This window comes from Campylobacter concisus (genome assembly GCF_050447485.1).
GTDB classification, from domain to species: Bacteria; Campylobacterota; Campylobacteria; order Campylobacterales; family Campylobacteraceae; genus Campylobacter_A; species Campylobacter_A concisus_BQ.
In genome coordinates this window covers 554,329-574,559 of sequence record NZ_JALMFY010000001.1, presented here as the reverse complement: position 1 = coordinate 574,559, position 20,231 = coordinate 554,329, and the positions used below count along the sequence as shown (strand labels likewise).

The following is a 20,231-nucleotide window of genomic DNA, read 5'->3' as shown; positions in this document are numbered from 1 at the left end:
CTTGTCAAGTCCGTTTGATTATGAGTTTAACCGCATAAATAAGCAGGAGTGCACGCAGGGCGAAAATAAGGCCGTCATCGCAGCGGGAGCTTGCGCCTTTTTGCTTGCACTTGTGAAATTTGCAGCTGGGCTTTTTAGTGGTTCGGTCGCTGTGCTTGGCTCGGCGATAGATTCGATGCTTGATTTTATTGTCTCACTTTTAAATTTATTTGCGCTTAGAAAGTCAAGAAAGCAAGCCGATGAGAAATTTAACTTTGGCTACACAAAGCTAGAGGCGTTAGCAGCGCTATTTGAGTGTGTTATCATCGTGTTAGCGGCAGGTTTTATCTTTTATGAGAGCATTAAGAAATTTAGCGAGCCAAATTTAGAGATAGACCTTGGCTTAAGCCTTGGTGTGATGGTATTTTCGGTTGTGGTGACGTTATGTTTGGTGCTATTTTTAAACCAAATTTCTAAAAAAAGTGGCAACCTTATCATAAAAGCAGACGCGCTGCACTATAAGATCGACCTTTTTAGCAACCTAGCAGTCATCATCTCGCTGCTTATCATTAAATTTAGCGGATTTGTGATGATAGATGCGATCTTTGGTATCGTGATAAGTGGCTACATCGCTCAAAGCGCCATAAGTCTTGGCAAAGACGCCCTTGGTGTCTTGCTAGATCACGCAGCAAGCCCTGAGGTCACAGCTGAGATCATCAAGATGATAAAGGCTAAGCAGAGGATTTCAGACTTTCACTACCTAAATACAAGACAGAGCGCAAATACCATATTTTTAACGCTGCATTTAGTTTTTGACAAAGATATCTCGCTTTACGACGCGCACGAGGTGGCCGACTCGCTTGAAGCTGAGATAAGAGAGAAATTTAAGGAATTTTCGTGGCAGATAACCACGCATTTAGACCCATATAACGACAAAGAAGGGAGATGAGATGAAAGTAGCACTACTTCAACAAGAATTTAAAGGTACAAAAGAGGCGACTATCGCAAAGACGCTTGAACTAATCGCCGAGGCAAAAAAAGGCGGTGCCGATCTAGTCGTCTGTCAAGAGCTGCACCAGACGCAGTACTTTTGCCAAAGCGAGGATACAAATTTCTTTGATCATGCAAATGATTGGCAAGAGGATGTCGCTTTTTGGGGCAGGGTAGCAAAAGAAAATGGCGTAGTTTTGGTCACTTCGCTCTTTGAAAAGAGGGCTGACGGACTTTATCACAACACCGCCTTTGTCTTCGAGCGTGACGGCAGCGTGGCTGGCAAATACCGAAAAATGCACATCCCTGATGATCCTGGATTTTACGAGAAATTTTACTTCACGCCTGGCGACATTGGCTTTGAGCCAGTTGAGACTAGCCTTGGTAAGCTTGGCGTTTTGGTTTGCTGGGATCAGTGGTATCCAGAAGCAGCAAGGCTAATGGCGCTAAAAGGGGCGAAAATTCTCATCTATCCAACGGCTATTGGCTGGTTTGAGGGCGATAGCGACGATGAAAAGTCAAGACAGCTTGAAGCGTGGGTGGCAGTGCAAAGAGGTCACAGCGTGGCAAACGGCCTGCCAGTTGTTGCAGTAAATCGCGTGGGCTTTGAAAAAGATGATAGCGGCGTTATGGATGGGATCAAGTTTTGGGGAAATAGCTTTGTTTTCGGGCCACAAGGGGAGCAGCTTTTCCGCGCAAATAGCACAGATGAGCTTTGTAAGATCGTTGAGATAGATATGAAAAGAAGCGAAGAAGTGCGCAGAATTTGGCCATTTTTAAGAGACCGCAGGATCGATGCCTACGCAAATATCACAAAAAGATTTATCGACTAAATTTAGAGCTAGAATTTCTAGCTCTTTTAAAATGTAAATTTCTTATCCACTATGCGGACTATCCTGCCGCCAAGCCTTTTTGCCTGCTCTTCGTTGTGCGTGGTTATGATGATCGTATATCTTTGCGACAAGCTTTTTAAAAGCTCCTCTACGATCAAGACATTTTTCATATCAAGCGATGAGCAAGGCTCGTCAAGCATAAGTACTTCAGGCTTTGTAGTTAGCATTCTTGCGATGCAAAGTCTTTGCTTTTGACCGCCTGAGAGTTTGCTAGCTGGCATATCAAGGTCATTTATCTCATCTAGTAAATTTACGCTTTTAAGTAGCTCCTCTACTCTTTTTTGCTTGTCTTTTATGCTGCCCTCGTAAAATTCCATCGCATAGGTCAAATTTCTTTCTACGCTAAAGGGAAAGAGCGTGGCGTCTTGAAAGAGTATGGCTAGCTTTCTTCTTAGCCAAATTTCGCCCTTATCTTTGATATTTTGGCCTTTAAATAAAATTTCTCCGCTATATCTGCCGCCTTTTTGCTCCAAAAAGCCATTTAGCGCTGAAAGAAATGTTGATTTGCCACATCCTGAGCTACCCATTAGGCAGATGATCTCGTTTTGGGCGATGTTTAAATTTAGATCTTTTAAAATTTCATTCTCTTGTTGTAAATTTTTGGCTTTTAAAGAAAAACTATAAATATGATTCTATAAAAGAAAGATAAAATATAATAGGAAAAGTTATATGGGTCGAACTATTGAAGTTTAACCCATTGGATAATGAATTAATATCTACGTTTAAATTAAAAACAAAAATTATTCTGTTTTGTCTTTAACGTAGGTAGCACCTTTGTTAACTTTGTCTTTTGACCACTCGACTGCATTGCCAGTATCTTCTTTGGCACCATGCCAAGTATTAGAACAGCCGACCATAAAAAAGGCAGCACACAACAGTGTTAAAAAACAACGCATATTTACTCCTTTGTTTTTAAGAGATGGCGCTTGGACTGAATCGGCAATCTTTTATGCCTTGAATGGGTTTTCAAGATCTTCGCTTTTATCAGCACGGTCATCTCTTGAAATTATATTTCAATTATATTCAAAAATTTATTAATTTTTTTACCTGACGTAAGAAAAGAGTATAAAAATTAGTTTTTATAGAAATTTGCTTAAGATAGGTATTATAAAATTTTTATCTATTATGGATATCAAGGCCTGCTTAATATTGCCTCGATTGATTAGGCTGAGTTCTGTTGAAAAGTTTGGTAATGGATCATTTAGTAATAAATTTAGCTTAGCCTCTTCGAGTTTTAGCTTTTTTTTATCTGTGTTTTTGTTCTCTAGCATCGATACTACTATTCTTAGCTTTTCTTTTGTTATATCACTTTGCACGGAATACCTTGTATATGATAATTGAAGATAAAAAAGCCACAGCAGAGCAGGCAAAATACGCCCAAATTTCCCCAATAGTTTTTTCAAGGAGCGTGTGCAACCCTAGTAAAAAGAATACTAAGCCTATGGTGCAAATCACACTCACAATTATATTGAGTACAACTGAATTGGCGCTCTTTAAAAAAGAACACCTAATATCGTCAGCTTGAGCATCTATAAGCTCAACAACGGATACTATAAATTCAGATATGCCCGCCATTATTTTTTTAATAACCAGGCAGCTAAAAATCCAACCCCCGCAGCAATAGCAATGCTTTTAATTGGATCTTCTTTTATTGCGTCGTTTACGTTTTCTATGCTGTCTTTGCCTTTTGATTTTAGATCATCTATGTATTTTTTGATCTCATCACTATTTAGTTGGTCTAAAATTTTATCTTTAGCGGATTCCGCACGCTCTGTACCCATATCTTTGATAGATTTTATAACATCTTTAAAATCTGCTTTCAAAGAATCTAAGTCTTTTTTTAAAGACTCTAAATTTACCTCTTGAGTAGCCATTAGCACTCCTTTATTAATATTATTTTGAGCTGAAGTTCTCGTATCATTATATATGATGTTACTTAATCGTTAATAAATTTAGCAATTCAAAGAATCTCATTGATGGTATGATGCTATTCTATGTACCGTTAATAACTAAAAGTCACCATAAGGTATTCCGATATCCTTTCAAAATTCTTAGTGTTATACCTTTAATTATTTTTAATATATTTTATTAAATTACTATGCAAAATTTAGATATTTTATCTGTAAAAGCTAGTTTTTAGAGATAATGATTTGTCTGAGCTTTTATATTTTTATTCTATTATGAGAATAAAAATATTGGCCGTCTGCCAAGACCTTACAGTAAACTCAATTTGAGTTTACTAAATAAATTATTATCGTACATGCTATAAAAATAATATTTGGGCTCTGGCTTTATTAAAATCAAATCGCCCTATAAAGAAATATAAATTTATTCTTAAGAAAATATTTTTTTAAGCCTTGATTGTGTAGAATAGTTGCAACTTTACCAAAATGGCATAAAAATATCATATCAAAAAGATACAAAGCTAAATTTATAGAATAAAATAGCCTTAAATTTTTTGAAAGGATTTTAGATGAAAACTACTTCTTTGGCACTTGCTGGCTTGCTTTTAGCAACAACTCTCTCAGCAAAAGAATTTATCAGTATCGGCACTGGCGGCATGACAGGTACTTACTATCCGATAGGTGGAGCGATCTGCCGCTTGGCAAACAAAAACACCGATGTAAAATGCTCTGTTCAATCAACTGGCGGCTCAGTTTATAACGTAAATAACGTCCTTAAAAAAGAGCTTACTTTTGGCTTTGTTCAAAGCGACGTCGTCTATGATAAATATAACGGCACTGGCAAATTTGACGGAGCAAAAGATGAAAATTTACGCTCAGTAGTAGCTATCTATCCTGAGCTTCTTGCATTTGTTGTAGCAAAAGATAGCGGTCTAACAAGTGATATCCAGTCTTTTGCAGGTAAAAAATACAACGTCGGAAACCCAGGCAGCGGCAACGAAGTTAGCACACTTGAGGTCTTTAAAGCAAAAGGCTTTGACGTTTCAAAACTAGGATACCGCGGCGTTTTAACAGTTGGCGAATGCCCACACGCACTAAAAGATAAAAAGATAGATGGATATAGCTTTGTCGTTGGTCACCCAACTGCAAACATCACTGATGCTGCAACATCTTTACCAATCGATATCTTAAACATCGAAGGCAGTGAGATCGACAACCTTCTTAAAGAAAAACCATACTTTGCAAAAGGCGTGATCCCAAAAGGCTCTTATGACGGCGTCGATCACGATGTAAATACTATCGGCGTAAAAGCTGTTTTAGTAACTAGCAAAGATACAAAAGATGAGGCTGTAAAAGCTGTGATAAAAGCTATTTTGGATAACTTTGATGAGTATAAAACTCTTCACCCAGCACTAAAATCAGTTAAAAAAGAGGATCTTGTTCAAGGTCTTTCAGCTCCGCTTCACCCAGCTGCAGAGGCTGCATTTAAAGAGGCTGGTATCTTAAAATAACTCAAATTTCCAGGGGCTTTTGCCTCTGGATAAAATTTAAATATGCAAATTTCTTCTAAATTTATATATTTAAATTTTAAAGGAGAAAGATGAACGAAGTCAAAGACAACGAAGAACAATTTGTCGAAGTAAAGACAAGAGAGATAAATAGCAATATTTACAACTATTTCATCGCATTTGCGTGTTTCTCTTGGTCAGTTTTTCAGCTTTATATAGCGTATTTCCCGCTAAATACTAACATCTCACGCTCAGTGCACCTAGCCTTTGCGGTTGGGCTTGTATTTTTGCTCTATCCAGTCACTTTTCATAAAAAGGCTCACTCAAGTTTGCCGTTTTACGACCTAGTTTTTTGCGTGGTAGGCGTTGTTGCCGTGCTTTATCCAGCGGTTTATTTTTACGAGCTAGCTGATAGGACAGGGGATTATATCACTCAAGATATCGTCATATCGTTTTTAGCGATCATTGTTTTGCTTGAAGCCGGCAGGCGTGTCATGGGACCAGCGCTTCCTATCATTTGTATATTATTTTTGATATATGATCACTTTGGTCCTTATATGCCAGACATCATCGCTCACCAAGGCGCTAGTTTTGAAAAGATCGCAGGACACATGTTTTTGACAACCGAGGGCATCTTTGGCGTGCCTATCGGCGTTAGCGTTAGTTTTATCTATCTTTTTGTTCTTTTTGGCTCATTGTTAGAGCGAGCAGGTGCTGGACAATACTTTATAAATTTAGCCTTCTCACTTCTTGGCAAATATAGAGGCGGCCCAGCTAAGGCTTCAGTCATCGCAAGTGGCCTAACAGGCATGGTTTCAGGTAGCTCAACAGCAAACGTCGTAACTGTTGGTACATTTACCATACCGCTTATGAAAAAAGCTGGTCTTTCACGCACAAAAGCTGGTGCTATCGAGGTCGCTGCTGGTGTAAATGGACAGCTCATGCCACCTATCATGGGTGCGGCTGCTTTTATCATCGCTGAGTTTTTGGGTATGACATATACAAATGTTATGATGGCAGCGGTTATCCCAGCATTTGCTTGTTATTTGTCACTATTTTTTATCGTGCATCTAGAGAGCGTCAAGCTTGGACTAAAAGGCATAAATCAGAGCGAATTTCACTCAAGATTTAAAATTTTTGTAAGTGGCCTTCATTATATAACGCCTATTTTGATCTTGCTCTATACGCTTTTAATCGCAAAAGAGTCAGCCATAGCCGCAGCGTTTAATGCGATTGGATTTTTATTTTTGATAATGATCTTTCAAGAGCCAACTAAAAAGCTAGCTTCAGGCGAAAAAGTAGGGCTAAGCGACGTGTTACTTGGCTTTGAAGATATATTTTGGGCGATGGTCGCAGCTGCAAAGAGCATGACCACAATAGCCATCGCAACAGCGCTTGCTGGCATCATCGTGGGCTCTATCTCTCTAACTGGCCTTGGTCAGGTACTCTCTGATCTAGTCGAGCTTTTAGCAGGCGATAACATCATGATGATCCTAGTTTTAACAGCTCTTATGTCGCTTATCCTTGGCATGGGCCTTCCAACGACAGCAAACTATATCGTCGTCTCAAGCCTTGTTGCGCCAGTTATCTTGTTTTTGGCGCATAAAAATGGCTTTTTGATCCCTGCTATCGCCGTGCATCTTTTTGTATTTTACTTTGGAATTTTAGCCGATGACACGCCGCCAGTTGGCATCGCAGCCTACGCAGCAGCGGGCATCGCTAAAGCAAATCCAATAACCGTTGGCGTTCAAGGATTTTTTTACGATCTAAGAACAGCGATCTTGCCATTTGCCTTTTTCTTTAACAACAAACTTATGCTAATTGATAGCATAAACACGAGCGATCCGCTTGATTCAAAAGGGATAGTCTGGATGAGCAATCCACTTGAAATTTTACTTGTCTTTGGCATGGCGATCGTGGGTATGTTTGCCTTTTCAAGCTTGCTTCAAGGATATTACGTCACAAAGCTTAGGATTTGGGAGAGGGCGCTACTTATCCCAGTCGTGCCTCTAGCACTTGTGCCAAACATCTGCGTGAAATTTGGTCTAATGCCAAACGAATACACAGCCTACATCGTAGCAGCTGCTCTTTATGGCTTTGTCTTTATGACTCAGTGGGGCATAAAAGATAAACCGCTTGATCAAATAAGAGCGATTTAACATTAGGCAAGAGCTCTCTTGCCTAAACTTTTAAATTTATTTATAAATTTCTATTGATTTTGCAAAAAGTGAGAATTTAGGCTTTAAAACTCTAAAGATCAAAGTTGTTTTGAGCGTTTTAGATCACCTGCAAACTCGCAAGACATCTTATCACTTAGTTTGCAGCCTTTTTCTAAGAAGGTGTAAGCCTCTTTAAATTTCTTAGCTTCTATTAGTATCGAGCCTATCATTCCGCAAGAGTAGCCGTCATTTTGCTCGCAGGCTTTGTTAAAAAGCTCTCTTGCCTTTTGTGGATCGTTATCTAGATAAATTCCACCAGCTGCTGAGCAACCCTCTTTTTCGCCACCTTGGCAAGCTTTGTTGTAAAACTCTAACGCTTTGTTACTGTCTGGCACGTCAGTTTTTCCAAGCTGGTAGATCGCACCTGCTTTTGCACATGATCTTGCGTCATTTGCCGCGCAACCTGCTTCAAATTTAGACAAAGCCTCAGTGAAATTTGAGTCAGCATAAGCTTTCAAACCATCTTCAAAGTCGCCTGCTAGAGCGCAAGCTGCAAGAAGCGAGATAAAAATCATTTTTTTCATTAAATTTTCCTTTTGTAAAGTAATGTGCAATTTTAACATATTAAATTTACACTTACTTGATGAAAAATAATTATTATTTTAAAATTTGCTCTTGCTCTTTGTAATCAGGCATGATGGTTTCTATAAATTTATAAAAGCTGCTTTGATGATGCGGATAGAGCAGGTGAGTAAGCTCGTGAAGCACGACGTATCGCACGGCTGAGAGCGGCTTTTCTATAAGCCTTAGGCTTAAGTTTATATAGCCTTTTTTGTGGTTGCAGCTGCCCCAGCGAGTTTTGCTATCTCTTATGACGATGCGACTAACTGGCTTGTTGATATGAGGCTGATAGTAGCTTGCAAGCTCTAAAAATAGCTCTTTTGCTCTTACTTTTTTAAAGCGTTCAAGTGCCTTTAAATTTGGCGTTATGATAAATTTATCTTCAAAAAATGGCACATTTACGCTCTCATCAAATTTGATCTTATAAATTTGCCCAAGAAATTTCATCTCATCATCTTTTGGCAAATTTAAAAGAGCTTTTTTATATGAGTTTTCAAGCCAAATTCTGTGCGTCTCAAGAAAGCTAAGAGCCATCTTTTGCGTGCTGTAAAATGGCATAGAAAGCGTGATCTTAGCATCCTTGCCAACTCTTAATCGCATAGCTTTTACATTTGCTTTAAAATTTACTAAAACGCTTAAACCATAAAAGTCTAAATTTAGGCTCTTTTGCCTTAAACTAGGCGTTTTTCTTGCCACTTTTTGCTTCTCCAGCGCCAAGTATTTGCAAGGCCTCTTAGCCACTCATCAGCGCAAAATCCTATCCAAACGCCAACAATGCCCCAGCCAAGGTGTATGCCTAAGAAATATCCAAGCGGCAGCGAAAGCCCCCACATAAAGATAAGCCCAGTCGCAAGTGGGAATTTCGCGTCGCCGCTTGCGCGAAGGGCATTTACGATGACGATGTTAAAGGTTCTGCCAGCCTCTAGCACGATCGAGAGCGTAAAGAGTGGTAGCATTATCTTGCGCAAGTTCTCATCTAAATTTAGTGTGTCCATGATCTTATACTTTAAGGCGTAGGCGATCAAAACGACGATGAGCGTGATAGAAATTCCAAGCCACAAGGCTTTAAAGGTTCTGGTGTAAGCCTCGTTAAACTCGCTTGCTCCAACCAAATGTCCCACGATGACCTCGTTTGCCACGCTGATACTTGCGCCACAAAGCAAGATGAGAAGAGTGATTTGAAAGTAGATCGTTTGCACGCTAAGAGTTGCCTCGCCCATGCTCGCGATAAAGCCAAATGCGACCATGTATTGCGCCATCCAGAGTAAATTTTCGCCAGCACTTGGCAGACCAACTGAGAGTATTTTCTTTAAAATTCCAAACGGTACGACAAGTAGTTTGCTAAGATAAATTTTAACTTTTGCCACGCGTATGAGCATGTAAAGTAGGACAAAAACGCCAATAAGCCTACCCACAAATGTCGAGATAGCAACACCTTGCAAGCCTAAATTTGGTAGATCAAACCAGCCAAAAAGGGCGATGGCATTGCCAAAAATGGTGATAATGTTCATCAAAACTGAAGTTAGCATCACAGCGGTTGCTAGATTATAGACGCGAAGCACCGCAGCTAGCACCATGCCTATGCCATCAAATAGCAAGGCAAAGCCAAGTATGTGCAGGTATGAGAAGCTATCGTTTATGAGATCATTTGGCACATTTAGTAAATTTAAGATGTTGTAGCCAAAGACGTAGATGATGATGGCTGAGAAGATACCAAAGACCGTATTTGACGTGATGCTTGCGTGTATGACGCTTGAAGCTAGCTCGTTTTGCTTTGCTCCAAGTGCTTGTGCGACGACGACTGAGCAGCCCATGCTTAAAAAGTTAAAAATGGTCATAAAAAGATCCATCACTTGATTGCCAGCACCCATGGCGCCAACTAGATGCACACTCACTTTTGTCACCATGTAGGTGTTTATGATGAGCGTTATAAAGTGCAAAAACATATCTAAAAATATAGGGACGACCAGTTTTTTCATAGAAAGATTCATAAATTTCTCCATTTTTAAATTTTGGGGCGATTATAGCCAAATTAGGTTTTAGCTCCCTTTTGATATAATCCAAAAAATTTAAAATTTGAGAGAAAAATGGCATTAATCGACCTAATAGACGTAAGTAAAAAATTTGGCGCAAATGAAATTTTAAACAGCGTAAGTCTTAGCGTAAATGAAAATGAAAAGATAGCGATCATCGGCAAAAACGGTAGCGGCAAGAGCACGCTTATGAAGATCATCTCTGGTGAGGTGGCAGCAGATAGCGGCAGACGGATAGTGCAAAACCTAATAAGCGTCGAGATGCTAGCGCAAAATCCAAATTTTAACGCCACTTTTAGCGTAAGAGATGCGCTAAATAACGAGCTAAAAGAGATATTTGACGCGATAAGCGAGTATGAAAAGAGTGGAGTTTTGCTAGCAAATGACCCAGAAAACAAGGAAATTTTAAAAGAGCAAGAGAGGCTTTTGAAATTTATAGAGGCAAAGGATGGCTGGAATATCGAGCACAAGATCGAGCGAATTTTGCAAGAATTTAAGCTAAAAGAGTATGAAAACAGGCCCATTTGCTCGCTAAGTGGCGGTGAGATCAGGCGCGTGGCACTGGGTGCGCTCATCCTTAAAAAGCCAGATGTGCTGCTGCTTGATGAGCCTACAAACCACCTTGATGTCTATATGGTCAAATTTCTTGAAGATATGCTTAAAAGCTCAAATCAAAGCATAGTTTTTATAAGCCACGATAGATACTTTATAGACTCGCTAGCAACTAGGTGCGTTGAGGTCGAGGATGCAAGCTTAAAAAATTTCGAGGGCGGATATGCAAACTATCTAACCAAAAAAGAGGAAATTTTAGCAAGTCTTGCAAAGTCGCATGAGACACTGCTAAAACAACTAAAGGCCGAAGAGGAGTGGCTAAGGCGCGGCGTAAAAGCTAGGCTAAAGCGAAACGAGGGCAGAAAAGAGCGGGTGCTCGCCATGCGCGAAGAGGCTAAAAAAAATCCAGGCGTGATAAGGCGAGTGAGGCTAGAGCTTGAGCGTGCAAGTAAAAATTTCAACCAAGTTCAGAGCCAAAACCGCAAAAAAATGCTCTTTGAGTTTAAAAATTTAGGTAAAAGCATAGACGGTAAGGTGCTTTTTGAAAAATTTGACGCAAGAGTCTTGCAGGGCGAGAGGATCGCCATAGTCGGACGAAACGGCAGCGGAAAGAGCACTTTGCTTAAAATTTTGCTAGGCCTTGAAAAACCAAGTAGTGGCGAGATAAAAAGAGGCGAGGTGAGCATCGGCTACTTTGATCAAGCTAGAAATGTCCTTGATGATGACAAGAGCCTCATAGAGACATTTTGCCCAAATGGCGGCGATCACGTGCTAGTTCGTGGGCGAAATATGCATGTTTATGGCTATCTTAAAAATTTCCTCTTTCCAAAGGAATTTCTAGATAAAAAGATAGGCGTTTTAAGTGGCGGCGAGAAAAACCGCGTCGCGCTTGCGATGCTTTTTACCAAAACTTACGACGTGCTGGTGCTTGACGAGCCGACAAACGATCTTGATATTGCAACTATCAACATCTTAGAAGACTACTTGCAAAGCTTTGAAGGGGCTATCTTGCTAGTTAGCCACGATAGATATTTTGTCGATAAGATGGCAAATAAGCTCTGGGCGTTTGAGGGCACAAAGATAAATGTCTTGCATGAAGAGTATAGCGTCTATTTGGAGCTTGAAGATGAGATGAAAGAGCTTGATAAATTTGAAAAAGAGCTAGCAAATAGCCAAAATGAAGCCAAGCAAAAGAGTAAATCTGGCGCAAAACTAAGCTACAAGCAAACGCAAATTTTAAACACATATCCAGATAAAATTTCAGCCCTTGAAGCAAGGGTAGCCGAGCTAAACGAGGGGCTTAGTGATCCAAAAATTTATCAAGAAGTAGGACTAACTAAGCTTTATGAAGAGCTAGAAAGCACAAAAGCCGAGCTTGAAAACCTAGAAAATGAGTATTTTGAAGTTTTAGAGATCGCCGAGGAGCTAGAGTAGCTTGAAAAAGATCGGTAGGATAAGCGCGCTAAATACGAGAGTTGTTAGACAAAATTCTGTTGTAAGCCTTAGCATTATCGTTGATAAGATGAGATTTAGTGAGACATTTTCACCTAAAATATATAAATATGAAGTAGGTGATCTAGTCCAGATAAAATATAAAAAGGTTGGATTTTTAAATAAGATAGAGACTATTAGGCTAATCGCAAAAAGCAGCGAAGAGTCGGGACTTTTTGCAAGGATTACAAATTTGATCTTCATGATTGGTTGTTTTTATTTTTTGCTTTATTGCGTCAGTTTTTATTTATTATGGGGTTACGTTGGAATTTAATATTATTAGGCTTATTATTACATTAGTAGCTGCTTGTTTTTTGTTTTTGATGGGTAAATTTGCTTATCTTAAGTTTTTGATTTTTAGATATTTTATATTTGGATAGAACTTTGAAATTTAAATTTATGAAAGGTTTTTGCGCCATGATAAGGTCGCTAAATTTATTTGAAACGAGGCTAAAATGCTAAAAAAACATCCGCTAATCTCAGTAATAATCGCCATTGTTGTGATATTTTTTGCTACCTACTTTTTTATCTTTGGGTTAGTTTCTGTTTTAGATGACGACATTGGCGATAGTAAAGAGCTAAATAATAGCTTTTTTTACGTCAAAGATGACAAGGTCTATGCCTTGGTGCCAAGTGGCGGTAAATTTGAGTTAATAGGCGTGAAAGCCAGTAAATTTAGATACATTGACACCGGCAAATACGACAACAGAAATGTTGGCGCTAGCGATAAGGCGGTATATTGCGGTAACCTCGTGATGAGTGGGCTTGATCCAAATGGCGTTAGAGCGCTTGGCAATGGCTACTTTGGTGACGGCAAGATCACATATTTTTGTGATAGCGAAAGCGAGACGAACCTCGAAATATCCGCACTTAAAGAGTTTTGGGATATCTTCTCACATAAAATGTTTAACACCCCAAAAGCGCAAACTCATATCTATAAATTTAGACAGGTTGATAACGTAAATTTAGCAGCGATCTTGGGCTTTGGCTATGCAAGCGACGGAGTAAAGGTCTATCATGAGGGCAAAGAGCTAGAGGGCGCAAATGCCAGCAAAATGCGCTACATCGAGCAGGCATCTGGCAGAAAGAGCATGCATTTTACGACTGACGGAGAAAATGTCTATTATGACAGCACAAAACTAAGGATCAAATTTAGCCCGCAAATGCGTGATATCGGCGAGATATGGCGCATTCACTATCTTTATGAGCCAAATTCTGGCATGGTCTATGCAAACGATCACGAATTTGACCCAAAATTTGCCCCATACGAGCCACTTTTTAACCTAAAAGATGAGCACTCTTATCATGCGCTCTTTCGTGGCAAAGGCGGTATCTATCACTGGGAGCGAAAGTGGCAGTGGTATAACAGCATAGATGAGGGCGAGTTTGTAAGAGACGGAGACGATCCTTTTAAAGGCGAGATAACGCCGTTATATGGCGACGTGGTGATAAGTGATGGCAAGACATATTTTCTAAAAACCTATGAAATTTGGCATAACACGAAAAATGATCACAGCCTAAGCTCACGCCACACGTCTATCGTAAGACTTGATACAAAAGAGCAGTGGCGAAAGATAGGGCTTGTAAGAAACGATGGCTACGGAGCGGTTTATGCAAACGGCGATAAGACATATTATTTTGATAACGTCGGCTACGGCTGGCGTTTTAACAGCAGTGTTTATGATATAAACGACCTTGGCGTGGTTGAAATTCTCACTCGTCCTTATGGTCCAAATGTTAAGAATTTAAAACTAGATGAGATAGTAAAAATGGTAGATCAAGGCGCTATGACGCCAGCTGAGGGCGAGGTGGTGATCGATGCGATAAGCGACTTTGATGATTACTCGCAAAAATATGCCTACTGGATATTTCTTGCCATTGCATTTGTGGCCTCGGTGGTTGGCGCTATTTTTAAAAATAAAACGCAAAAAAGCGAGCTTAAAAAAAGGGTAGATGATTATAGATTATGAGAAAAATTGCGACTAAGATACTTTATCTTTTTGTCATTTTGACGCTATTTTTTGTTTTGGCTATGCTTTATCTGTGGCGTGAGGGAGAGTATCAAAGAAGCTTTGCAAACATTGATAGTAGCGAGTTTTACCGCTCGCCTGAGGGTAAAATTTATGTTCAAATTTCAGGCAGTGGCAAGTATGAGCTAAAAGGCGTCGATGAGGCTAGTTTTAGGGTCTTAAAGCTAAAACACGCGTATGATTATTCAAACGTAGCGGCTGATAAAAATCATGTCTATTGCGCTAGAGAAATTTTGCCTGGTCTTGATCCAAACAGCGCCAAAGTGCTTGGCAATGGCTATATAAGTGATGGCAAGATAAGCTATTATTGCGCCACTAGAAGCGAGAAAGAGGCGGGATTTAGCGAATTTGGCGCCATTATGAAAAACCTTGTTCACGTTTTTATAAAAAGCTACGATGATAGCCCTTATTTTTACAGGACAAAAAGGGTTGAAAGCACAAATTTAGAGCCTATCTTTGACGCTGGCTTTGCAAGAGACGGAGCTACGCTTTACTACAAGGGCGAAAAGCTTGACGCGCAGCCTAGTGAGCTAAGATACATCACAGCAGAAAGCGGCGCTGCTAGCGGATATTACACAGACGGCAAGAGCCTATTTTTAGGCTTTTATAAGCTTGATGCAAGCTACTCAGATGAGGTGCGCCAGATATGCTACGATGCTAAGCATGATATAGAATATCTTTTTGAGCCAAAAAGTGGGGCGGTGTTTGCAAATGAGCGTAAATTTAGCGCCCAAAATATGCCTTATAGCGCCATTTATAGCGTGGATAACGTGCACTCCTTTTGGCCTCTTTTTGCCAGCAAAGATGGAATTTACTTTTGGGATAGCACGAAAAACGAGCAAGCTAAAATTTCAGACTACCAGCTAAAAGGCGAGCTAAAAAGGCTCTATGCTGACGTTTTTGTAGATGAGAGCTCGGCGTATTTTTTACAGCAAGGCGAAGAGTGGCGGCGCTCAAAGCATGGCAGGCACTTAGAGGCGCAAACAGTCTCTTTATATAAATTTGCCCCAAGCTCCTCTTGGCGTGAGATAGGGCTGGTAAAAGATGGCGAGTATGGCGCAGTTTATGCAAATGGCGATAAGGTCTATTTTTTTAGCAAGATAAAGCCATTTTATGGCATAAAGCATAGCGTTTATGAGGTGGTCGACCTTGGCGTCATAGAAATTTTAACAAGAGCATCTAAAGAGCTTAGCGCAAAAGATATCAGCGAGATGATAAAGCGCGGCGAGCTAGTGGAGGCAAGCGGCGAAGAGGTCGCAAGATCGAGGATAGAGTATGACTCGCCAAAGATCATTTTGTATATCACATTTGGCATCGCTTTTGTCGTCATAGTGCTAACAACTCTTGCAAAACCAAAGAGAGATGAAAGAGACTTGAGATAAATTTCGAAGTGGCTATTTTTGGTGGCTAGAGCTTAAAATTTCATAAAAATTTAAAGAGAAAATTTGGACTATTTACTTTTTTTTGTTATTTTAAAGCGAGACTGAATTTTATAAAAAGGAGAAAAATGTTTAAATTTCAAAGGTCAAAATTTAACAACTCAGTATTTATCCCATCGCTTATTGTCATATTTTTAATAGCGGCATTTGCAGCGATATTTCCAAATTTCTCAAATGAGTTTTTTAAGGGTATGCAAAACTACATCGCGGCAAAATTTGGCTGGTTTTATATCCTAGTCGTTGCCGTCATATTGCTAAGCGTCATCATCCTTGGCTTTAGTAAGCTTGGCGAGATCAAGCTTGGAGCTGACCATGTAAAGCCAGAGCACAAAAATATCTCGTGGTTTTCTATGCTTTTTGCCGCTGGCATGGGCATAGGTCTAGTATTTTTTGGTGTGGCCGAGCCGCTCATGCACTATCTAAACCCACCAGTTGGCGACGCGCAAACTATCGCAGCGCAAAAGCTTGCGTTGAATATCACATTTTTTCACTGGGGCATGAGCGCATGGTCAGTTTATGCTATCGTAGCGCTAATTCTAGCCTTTTTCTCGTATAGACACGGCTTGCCACTCACGCTTAGATCGGCATTTTATCCGATCATTGGCGATAAAATTTATGGCAAGATAGGTAGCGCCATCGATACATTTGCCGTTGTGGCGACCCTTTTTGGTGTGGCGACCTCGCTGGGATATGGCGTGCTTCAGGTAAATGCTGGCCTTACGCACGTTTTTGGCCTGCCGACTATGCACATCACGCTTCTAATAGTGCTTTGTTTTGCAGCTACCATCTCAGCGGCAAGCGGCGTGGATAAGGGGATAAAAATTTTGTCAAACGCAAATATTGCGCTAGCTATATGTTTTATGTTTTTGATACTATTTTTAGGCGATACGACGCAGCTTCTAAAGTCGTTTGTGCAAAACAGCGGCGACTACATCTCTACGCTCATCTCAAACACTTTTAACCTCTACGCCTATGAGAGGCAAAACGAGAGCTGGCTTGGCGGTTGGACGCTGCTATACTGGGCTTGGTGGCTATCTTGGTCGCCGTTTGTGGGGCTTTTTATCGCTAAAATTTCAAAAGGCAGAACGATAAGAGAATTTGTCATAGGCGTGCTTTTAGTGCCGACTGGCTTTACCTTTGCTTGGATGAGCTTTTTTGGTAACTCGGCGATCGCTTTGGTGCAAAGTGGTTTTAGCGAGCTAGCAACGACTGTAAATTCCGACTCAGCCTCAGCGCTATTTATGTTTTTGGAGAAATTTAGCTTCTCAGGCGTGCTAAGCGTGATTGCAGTCTTTATGATCGTCATATTTTTCGTAACTTCTGCTGACTCAGCAGCGATCGTTATGAACATGCTTTGCTCAAACGGCAAGGACGATACGCCGGTTTGGCAAAAGGTCTTTTGGGGCGTTACAGTGGGCGTCGTGGCAGCATTTTTGATGCTAGCTGGTGGTCTTGGCTCACTTCAGGCACTTACGATCACCACAGCACTGCCATTTTCCATAGTGCTACTTGGCGCCATTTATGGGCTATTTAAGGCGTTACGTGTGGATCTAACCAAAAAAGAGACAAATAACTTTAGCAACATGCCCATTAGTGATCTTTCAAAGCCGTGGCAAGAGCGCCTAAGTGCGATCATTACGCTGCCAGGCAAGAAAGATGGCAAGAAATTTTTAAACGAGGTTGTACTAAAAGCGTTTAACGAGCTAAAAGAGGAATTTGCCAAAAACGGCCTTGAAGCAAAGGTCACAAATAACGAAAATTTTGTAAATTTAAACGTTGGACTTGGCGATGAGATGGACTTTAGATATGGCGTCTATCTCACCAAGAGCCAGAGCCCAGACTACACTAGAGAGCTTGACGGCGACGATCTTTACTACAGAGCTGAAGTCTATCTAAAAGAGGGCGGTCAGGACTACGACGTGCTTGGCTGGAGCGAAGCCACGCTGATAAATGACGTCATCGAGCAATACCGCAAACATATGCAGTTCTTGCATGTTGTAAGAGAGTAAATTTGAGTAAAATTTGCCTGGAATTTTAAAATTTCTAGGCAAATTTATAAATTTGACTGAACTTTTTGCAAATTTTAAAATTTCACTCACCCCTAAGAATTGACTACTAAAATTTGGCTTCGCCTACAGCTTAGCTCAAATTTTAGAGCCGAAATTACTCGTTCATGGAATTTTAAAATTTGCCTGACACTTGCCCAATGATAAACCGCATGCTGTGCGGTAGCACCTTTGCATGCTCCTCTAACGTGCGAGGGGATTTTACTTCGACTTCGTCTCGTAACTGCAAGCAGACGAGGGATTTAAAAAGGGGGATAAGGGGACGGCTTTGCTTCGCGAGCTCGCAACTGCAAGCAGACCGTAATTCAAGCCCTCTTGTCTCCTTTTTAAGTAAAAGAGTTTATAAATTTAAAGTCGTGATTTCAAAAAATAGAAATTTACTATTTTTACAAATTTCAAAATTCCATTCACTCGTAAGAATTGACTACTAAAATTTAGCTTCGCTTATCGCTTAGCTCAAATTTTAGAGCCGAAATTACTCGTTCATGAAATTTTAAAATTTGCTCGCTAACTGCCACTAAAAAATATAAAACCACCATAAATTTTATATAATCCCTCTTTACAAAGATGTAGCGACTTTACAAAAAGGAGGTAAATGAGCGAGAAAAATCCAGTTTCAAATTTCATCTCAGCCGATGATGAGATGCTTGCTTTTTTGTCAAATTTGGGTCAAAAATGGCATAAAAGCGATGATGTAGCAAATTTTATAGAGCGAAATTTTACCTTTGTCGGCTCAAAACCGCTTTTGCAAAATTTAAAAGATTATAAAACAGCTGATTATGAAAATTTCGCTGATATTAAAAATTTCCTAAGCCTAGACGCAAGCATTCAAAGTAAAATTTTAAGCAGTGAGATAGGCTACGTCGGTGATGGTTTAACGAACATTGAGCTTAAATTTGTGCCTGAATACTTTTATGATTTTTTAAAATTTATGGTTGAAAATATCGCGCAACACCACTATTTTTGCAGCCCCAAAGAGGGCTGGATATTGCTTATTGCGATGGAGGGGTATGTAGAATTTGGTGTTTTGTATTAACAGAGTTAAATTTACCCACAAAAGTAAAAATAAATTCTACCCATAAAAGTCCTTAAATTTAGCAAAAAGCCAAATTTACACGCAAGCATCGCCTGCCGCTAGCAAAATTTAATCAATTTTTTTATATAATCCCTATTTTTCACAAAGGTAGATAGATGGATAGAAAATCGTGGAGTTCAAGACTTACTTACATTTTAGCTGTTGCAGGGGCTACGGTCGGCTTTGGCGCGACGTGGCGGTTTCCTTACTTGGTCGGTCAAAACGGCGGCGGGGCCTATGTTCTCGTGTTTTGCATAGCGATGATAGTCATTGGTATTCCTATGATTTTGGTTGAAAACGCCATCGGTAGGCGTCTAAAATGCAACGCCGTTGATGCATTTGGCGGCACGATAAATGGCAAAAAGATCAGCAAAAAGTGGCAGATAGTGGGCTGGATGGGGCTTGTTGGCGCATTTGGCATCATGGCTTATTATATGGTTATCGGAGGCTGGGTCTTAAACTATATCGCTCAAATTTCATTTGGACTGCTTGATCTCTCGCACATCGTGAGCTTTGAGCAAACTAGCGCATTTTACGAGCAAAATATCGTCAGCAACCCGCTTGCCATAAGCTTTGCGACCCTTGTTTTTGTTCTAGTGAATTACGCTATCTTGGTGCAAGGTGCAGTTGGCGGCATCGAACGCTCAGCAAAATATCTAATGCCGCTTCTTTTTATCTTGATGCTCGTCATGATCGCTAAAAACATCACGCTTGAAGGTGCTATGGAGGGCGTGAAATTTTATCTAACGCCTGATTTTTCAAAGATAAATTTAAAGCTTTTTGTCGAGGTTTTGGGGCAGGTTTTCTTTGCACTTTCGCTTGGATTTGGCGTGATGATAACGCTCTCAAGCTTTGTTAAAAAGGACGAAGGGCTAGTTAAAATTTCTATCATCACAGGTATCTTAAACACCGTCATAGCCGTGCTTGCTGGCTTTATGATATTCCCGTCACTCTTTAGCTACGGCGTCTCGCCAGATAGCGGTCCTAGCCTGGTTTTCAAGTCGCTTCCGATCGTCTTTTCGCACATGCCGTTTGGTGGATTTTTCGCGGTGGCGTTTTTTGCGCTTCTTATGATCGCTGCGCTTACGACGTCGTTACCGATATATGAAGTGATCATTACTACGCTACAAGAGAAATTTAAGATAAAACGCAAAAAAGCGATATTTTTAGTTCTTAGCGTCATTTTCGTGCTAGGAAATTTGCCATCACTTATGGCTACAAATTTGCTAAGCCATGTGAGTGTTTTTGGTAAAAATATCTTTGACGCATACGACGCGATAAGTGCGACGATATTTTTCGTGCTGACCTCGCTTGGGTGCGCGATATTTGTCGGCTGGGTGCTAAAAGATGAAGCGAAAAAAGAGATCTTGCAAGGCAGCGAAAAATACGCAAAGCTTATAAATATTTGGTTTTTCTACATCAAATTTATCGTGCCTTTTGTCATTTTGGTGCTATTTATCAGTAGCTTTTACGACAACTTTTTGAAGTGAA

General features: G+C 40.2%; 18 protein-coding genes. 11 read left to right on the top strand and 7 right to left on the bottom strand.

What is annotated here, in order from left to right:
• Position 1 precedes the first annotated feature (1 nt).
• Positions 2 to 928, top strand: coding sequence for a cation diffusion facilitator family transporter (locus tag MTT29_RS02940; RefSeq protein WP_429799710.1), 927 nt, complete (start codon positions 2 to 4; stop codon positions 926 to 928).
• 1 nt (position 929) lies between these two features.
• Positions 930 to 1,802 carry a carbon-nitrogen hydrolase gene (locus MTT29_RS02935; protein ID WP_103567192.1) on the top strand — a complete coding sequence of 291 codons (873 nt, stop codon included), beginning with the start codon at positions 930 to 932 and terminating at the stop codon, positions 1,800 to 1,802.
• A gap of 26 nt (positions 1,803 to 1,828) precedes the next feature.
• On the opposite strand, the gene MTT29_RS02930 is transcribed toward MTT29_RS02935, so the two are convergent.
• The 4 genes from MTT29_RS02930 to MTT29_RS02915 form a co-directional block, all read right to left on the bottom strand.
• Positions 1,829 to 2,440, bottom strand: a complete 612-nt coding sequence (locus MTT29_RS02930) for a phosphate ABC transporter ATP-binding protein (RefSeq protein WP_429800448.1) — start codon at positions 2,438 to 2,440, stop codon at positions 1,829 to 1,831.
• 162 nt (positions 2,441 to 2,602) lie between these two features.
• Positions 2,603 to 2,758 carry a hypothetical protein gene (locus MTT29_RS02925; protein WP_181001440.1) on the bottom strand — a complete coding sequence of 52 codons (156 nt, stop codon included), beginning with the start codon at positions 2,756 to 2,758 and terminating at the stop codon, positions 2,603 to 2,605.
• Between the two features lie 183 nt (positions 2,759 to 2,941).
• A complete protein-coding gene (locus MTT29_RS02920; RefSeq protein WP_429799709.1) occupies positions 2,942 to 3,178 on the bottom strand; it encodes a hypothetical protein in 237 nt (78 codons plus the stop codon).
• Between the two features lie 258 nt (positions 3,179 to 3,436).
• Entirely contained in the window at positions 3,437 to 3,736 is a 300-nt protein-coding gene (locus MTT29_RS02915) for a DUF883 family protein (RefSeq protein WP_429799708.1), read from the bottom strand.
• A gap of 599 nt (positions 3,737 to 4,335) precedes the next feature.
• Between MTT29_RS02915 and MTT29_RS02910 the strand changes: the two genes are divergently transcribed.
• Both MTT29_RS02910 and MTT29_RS02905 read left to right on the top strand, forming a co-directional pair.
• Positions 4,336 to 5,277: a TAXI family TRAP transporter solute-binding subunit gene (locus MTT29_RS02910; protein ID WP_103647990.1), complete on the top strand. Its 942-nt coding sequence runs from the start codon at positions 4,336 to 4,338 to the stop codon at positions 5,275 to 5,277.
• Between the two features lie 89 nt (positions 5,278 to 5,366).
• Positions 5,367 to 7,433 (top strand): TRAP transporter permease, encoded by a 2,067-nt coding sequence (locus tag MTT29_RS02905; RefSeq protein ID WP_429799707.1) that lies wholly within the window; start codon positions 5,367 to 5,369, stop codon positions 7,431 to 7,433.
• Between the two features lie 98 nt (positions 7,434 to 7,531).
• Here the strand turns inward: MTT29_RS02905 and MTT29_RS02900 are convergent, their stop codons facing one another.
• From MTT29_RS02900 to MTT29_RS02890, 3 genes are all read right to left on the bottom strand, one after another.
• Complete coding sequence (locus tag MTT29_RS02900) at positions 7,532 to 8,017, bottom strand: tetratricopeptide repeat protein (RefSeq protein WP_103573912.1); 486 nt, start codon at positions 8,015 to 8,017, stop codon at positions 7,532 to 7,534.
• A gap of 73 nt (positions 8,018 to 8,090) precedes the next feature.
• Positions 8,091 to 8,750 (bottom strand): M48 family metallopeptidase, encoded by a 660-nt coding sequence (locus MTT29_RS02895; protein ID WP_429799706.1) that lies wholly within the window; start codon positions 8,748 to 8,750, stop codon positions 8,091 to 8,093.
• On the bottom strand, positions 8,726 to 10,045 hold the full coding sequence (locus tag MTT29_RS02890) for an MATE family efflux transporter (protein WP_429799705.1): 1,320 nt from the start codon (positions 10,043 to 10,045) through the stop codon (positions 8,726 to 8,728). The genes MTT29_RS02895 and MTT29_RS02890 overlap by 25 nt, the downstream gene beginning before the upstream one ends.
• Before the next feature lie 96 nt (positions 10,046 to 10,141).
• On the opposite strand from MTT29_RS02890, the gene abc-f reads away from it, so the two are divergent.
• From abc-f to MTT29_RS02855, 7 genes are all read left to right on the top strand, one after another.
• A complete protein-coding gene (gene abc-f / locus MTT29_RS02885; protein ID WP_103599599.1) occupies positions 10,142 to 12,073 on the top strand; it encodes a ribosomal protection-like ABC-F family protein in 1,932 nt (643 codons plus the stop codon).
• Position 12,074: 1 nt separating this feature from the next.
• Positions 12,075 to 12,404 carry a hypothetical protein gene (locus tag MTT29_RS02880; RefSeq protein WP_180996248.1) on the top strand — a complete coding sequence of 110 codons (330 nt, stop codon included), beginning with the start codon at positions 12,075 to 12,077 and terminating at the stop codon, positions 12,402 to 12,404.
• Positions 12,405 to 12,585: 181 nt separating this feature from the next.
• Positions 12,586 to 14,100: a DKNYY domain-containing protein gene (locus MTT29_RS02875; protein WP_429799704.1), complete on the top strand. Its 1,515-nt coding sequence runs from the start codon at positions 12,586 to 12,588 to the stop codon at positions 14,098 to 14,100.
• Positions 14,097 to 15,542 carry a DKNYY domain-containing protein gene (locus tag MTT29_RS02870; RefSeq protein ID WP_429799703.1) on the top strand — a complete coding sequence of 482 codons (1,446 nt, stop codon included), beginning with the start codon at positions 14,097 to 14,099 and terminating at the stop codon, positions 15,540 to 15,542. The genes MTT29_RS02875 and MTT29_RS02870 overlap by 4 nt, the downstream gene beginning before the upstream one ends.
• 125 nt (positions 15,543 to 15,667) lie before the next feature.
• Positions 15,668 to 17,608, top strand: coding sequence for a BCCT family transporter (locus tag MTT29_RS02865; RefSeq protein WP_021089316.1), 1,941 nt, complete (start codon positions 15,668 to 15,670; stop codon positions 17,606 to 17,608).
• Positions 17,609 to 18,260: 652 nt separating this feature from the next.
• Entirely contained in the window at positions 18,261 to 18,701 is a 441-nt protein-coding gene (locus MTT29_RS02860) for a hypothetical protein (RefSeq protein WP_429799702.1), read from the top strand.
• 155 nt (positions 18,702 to 18,856) lie between these two features.
• Entirely contained in the window at positions 18,857 to 20,230 is a 1,374-nt protein-coding gene (locus MTT29_RS02855; protein ID WP_429799701.1) for a sodium-dependent transporter, read from the top strand.
• Position 20,231: the final 1 nt, after the last annotated feature.

Excerpts from the sequence above, each read along its gene's own strand:
- MTT29_RS02935 (WP_103567192.1), top strand. The coding sequence starts at position 930 with ATGAAAGTAGCACTACTTCAACAAGAATTTAAAGGTACAAAAGAGGCG.
- MTT29_RS02925 (WP_181001440.1), bottom strand. The coding sequence starts at position 2,758 with ATGCGTTGTTTTTTAACACTGTTGTGTGCTGCCTTTTTTATGGTCGGC.
- MTT29_RS02915 (WP_429799708.1), bottom strand. The coding sequence starts at position 3,736 with ATGGCTACTCAAGAGGTAAATTTAGAGTCTTTAAAAAAAGACTTAGAT.
- MTT29_RS02910 (WP_103647990.1), top strand. The coding sequence starts at position 4,336 with ATGAAAACTACTTCTTTGGCACTTGCTGGCTTGCTTTTAGCAACAACT.
- MTT29_RS02905 (WP_429799707.1), top strand. The coding sequence starts at position 5,367 with ATGAACGAAGTCAAAGACAACGAAGAACAATTTGTCGAAGTAAAGACA.
- MTT29_RS02900 (WP_103573912.1), bottom strand. The coding sequence starts at position 8,017 with ATGAAAAAAATGATTTTTATCTCGCTTCTTGCAGCTTGCGCTCTAGCA.
- MTT29_RS02890 (WP_429799705.1), bottom strand. The coding sequence starts at position 10,045 with ATGAATCTTTCTATGAAAAAACTGGTCGTCCCTATATTTTTAGATATG.
- abc-f (WP_103599599.1), top strand. The coding sequence starts at position 10,142 with ATGGCATTAATCGACCTAATAGACGTAAGTAAAAAATTTGGCGCAAAT.
- MTT29_RS02875 (WP_429799704.1), top strand. The coding sequence starts at position 12,586 with ATGCTAAAAAAACATCCGCTAATCTCAGTAATAATCGCCATTGTTGTG.
- MTT29_RS02870 (WP_429799703.1), top strand. The coding sequence starts at position 14,097 with ATGAGAAAAATTGCGACTAAGATACTTTATCTTTTTGTCATTTTGACG.
- MTT29_RS02865 (WP_021089316.1), top strand. The coding sequence starts at position 15,668 with ATGTTTAAATTTCAAAGGTCAAAATTTAACAACTCAGTATTTATCCCA.
- MTT29_RS02860 (WP_429799702.1), top strand. The coding sequence starts at position 18,261 with ATGAGCGAGAAAAATCCAGTTTCAAATTTCATCTCAGCCGATGATGAG.
- MTT29_RS02855 (WP_429799701.1), top strand. The coding sequence starts at position 18,857 with ATGGATAGAAAATCGTGGAGTTCAAGACTTACTTACATTTTAGCTGTT.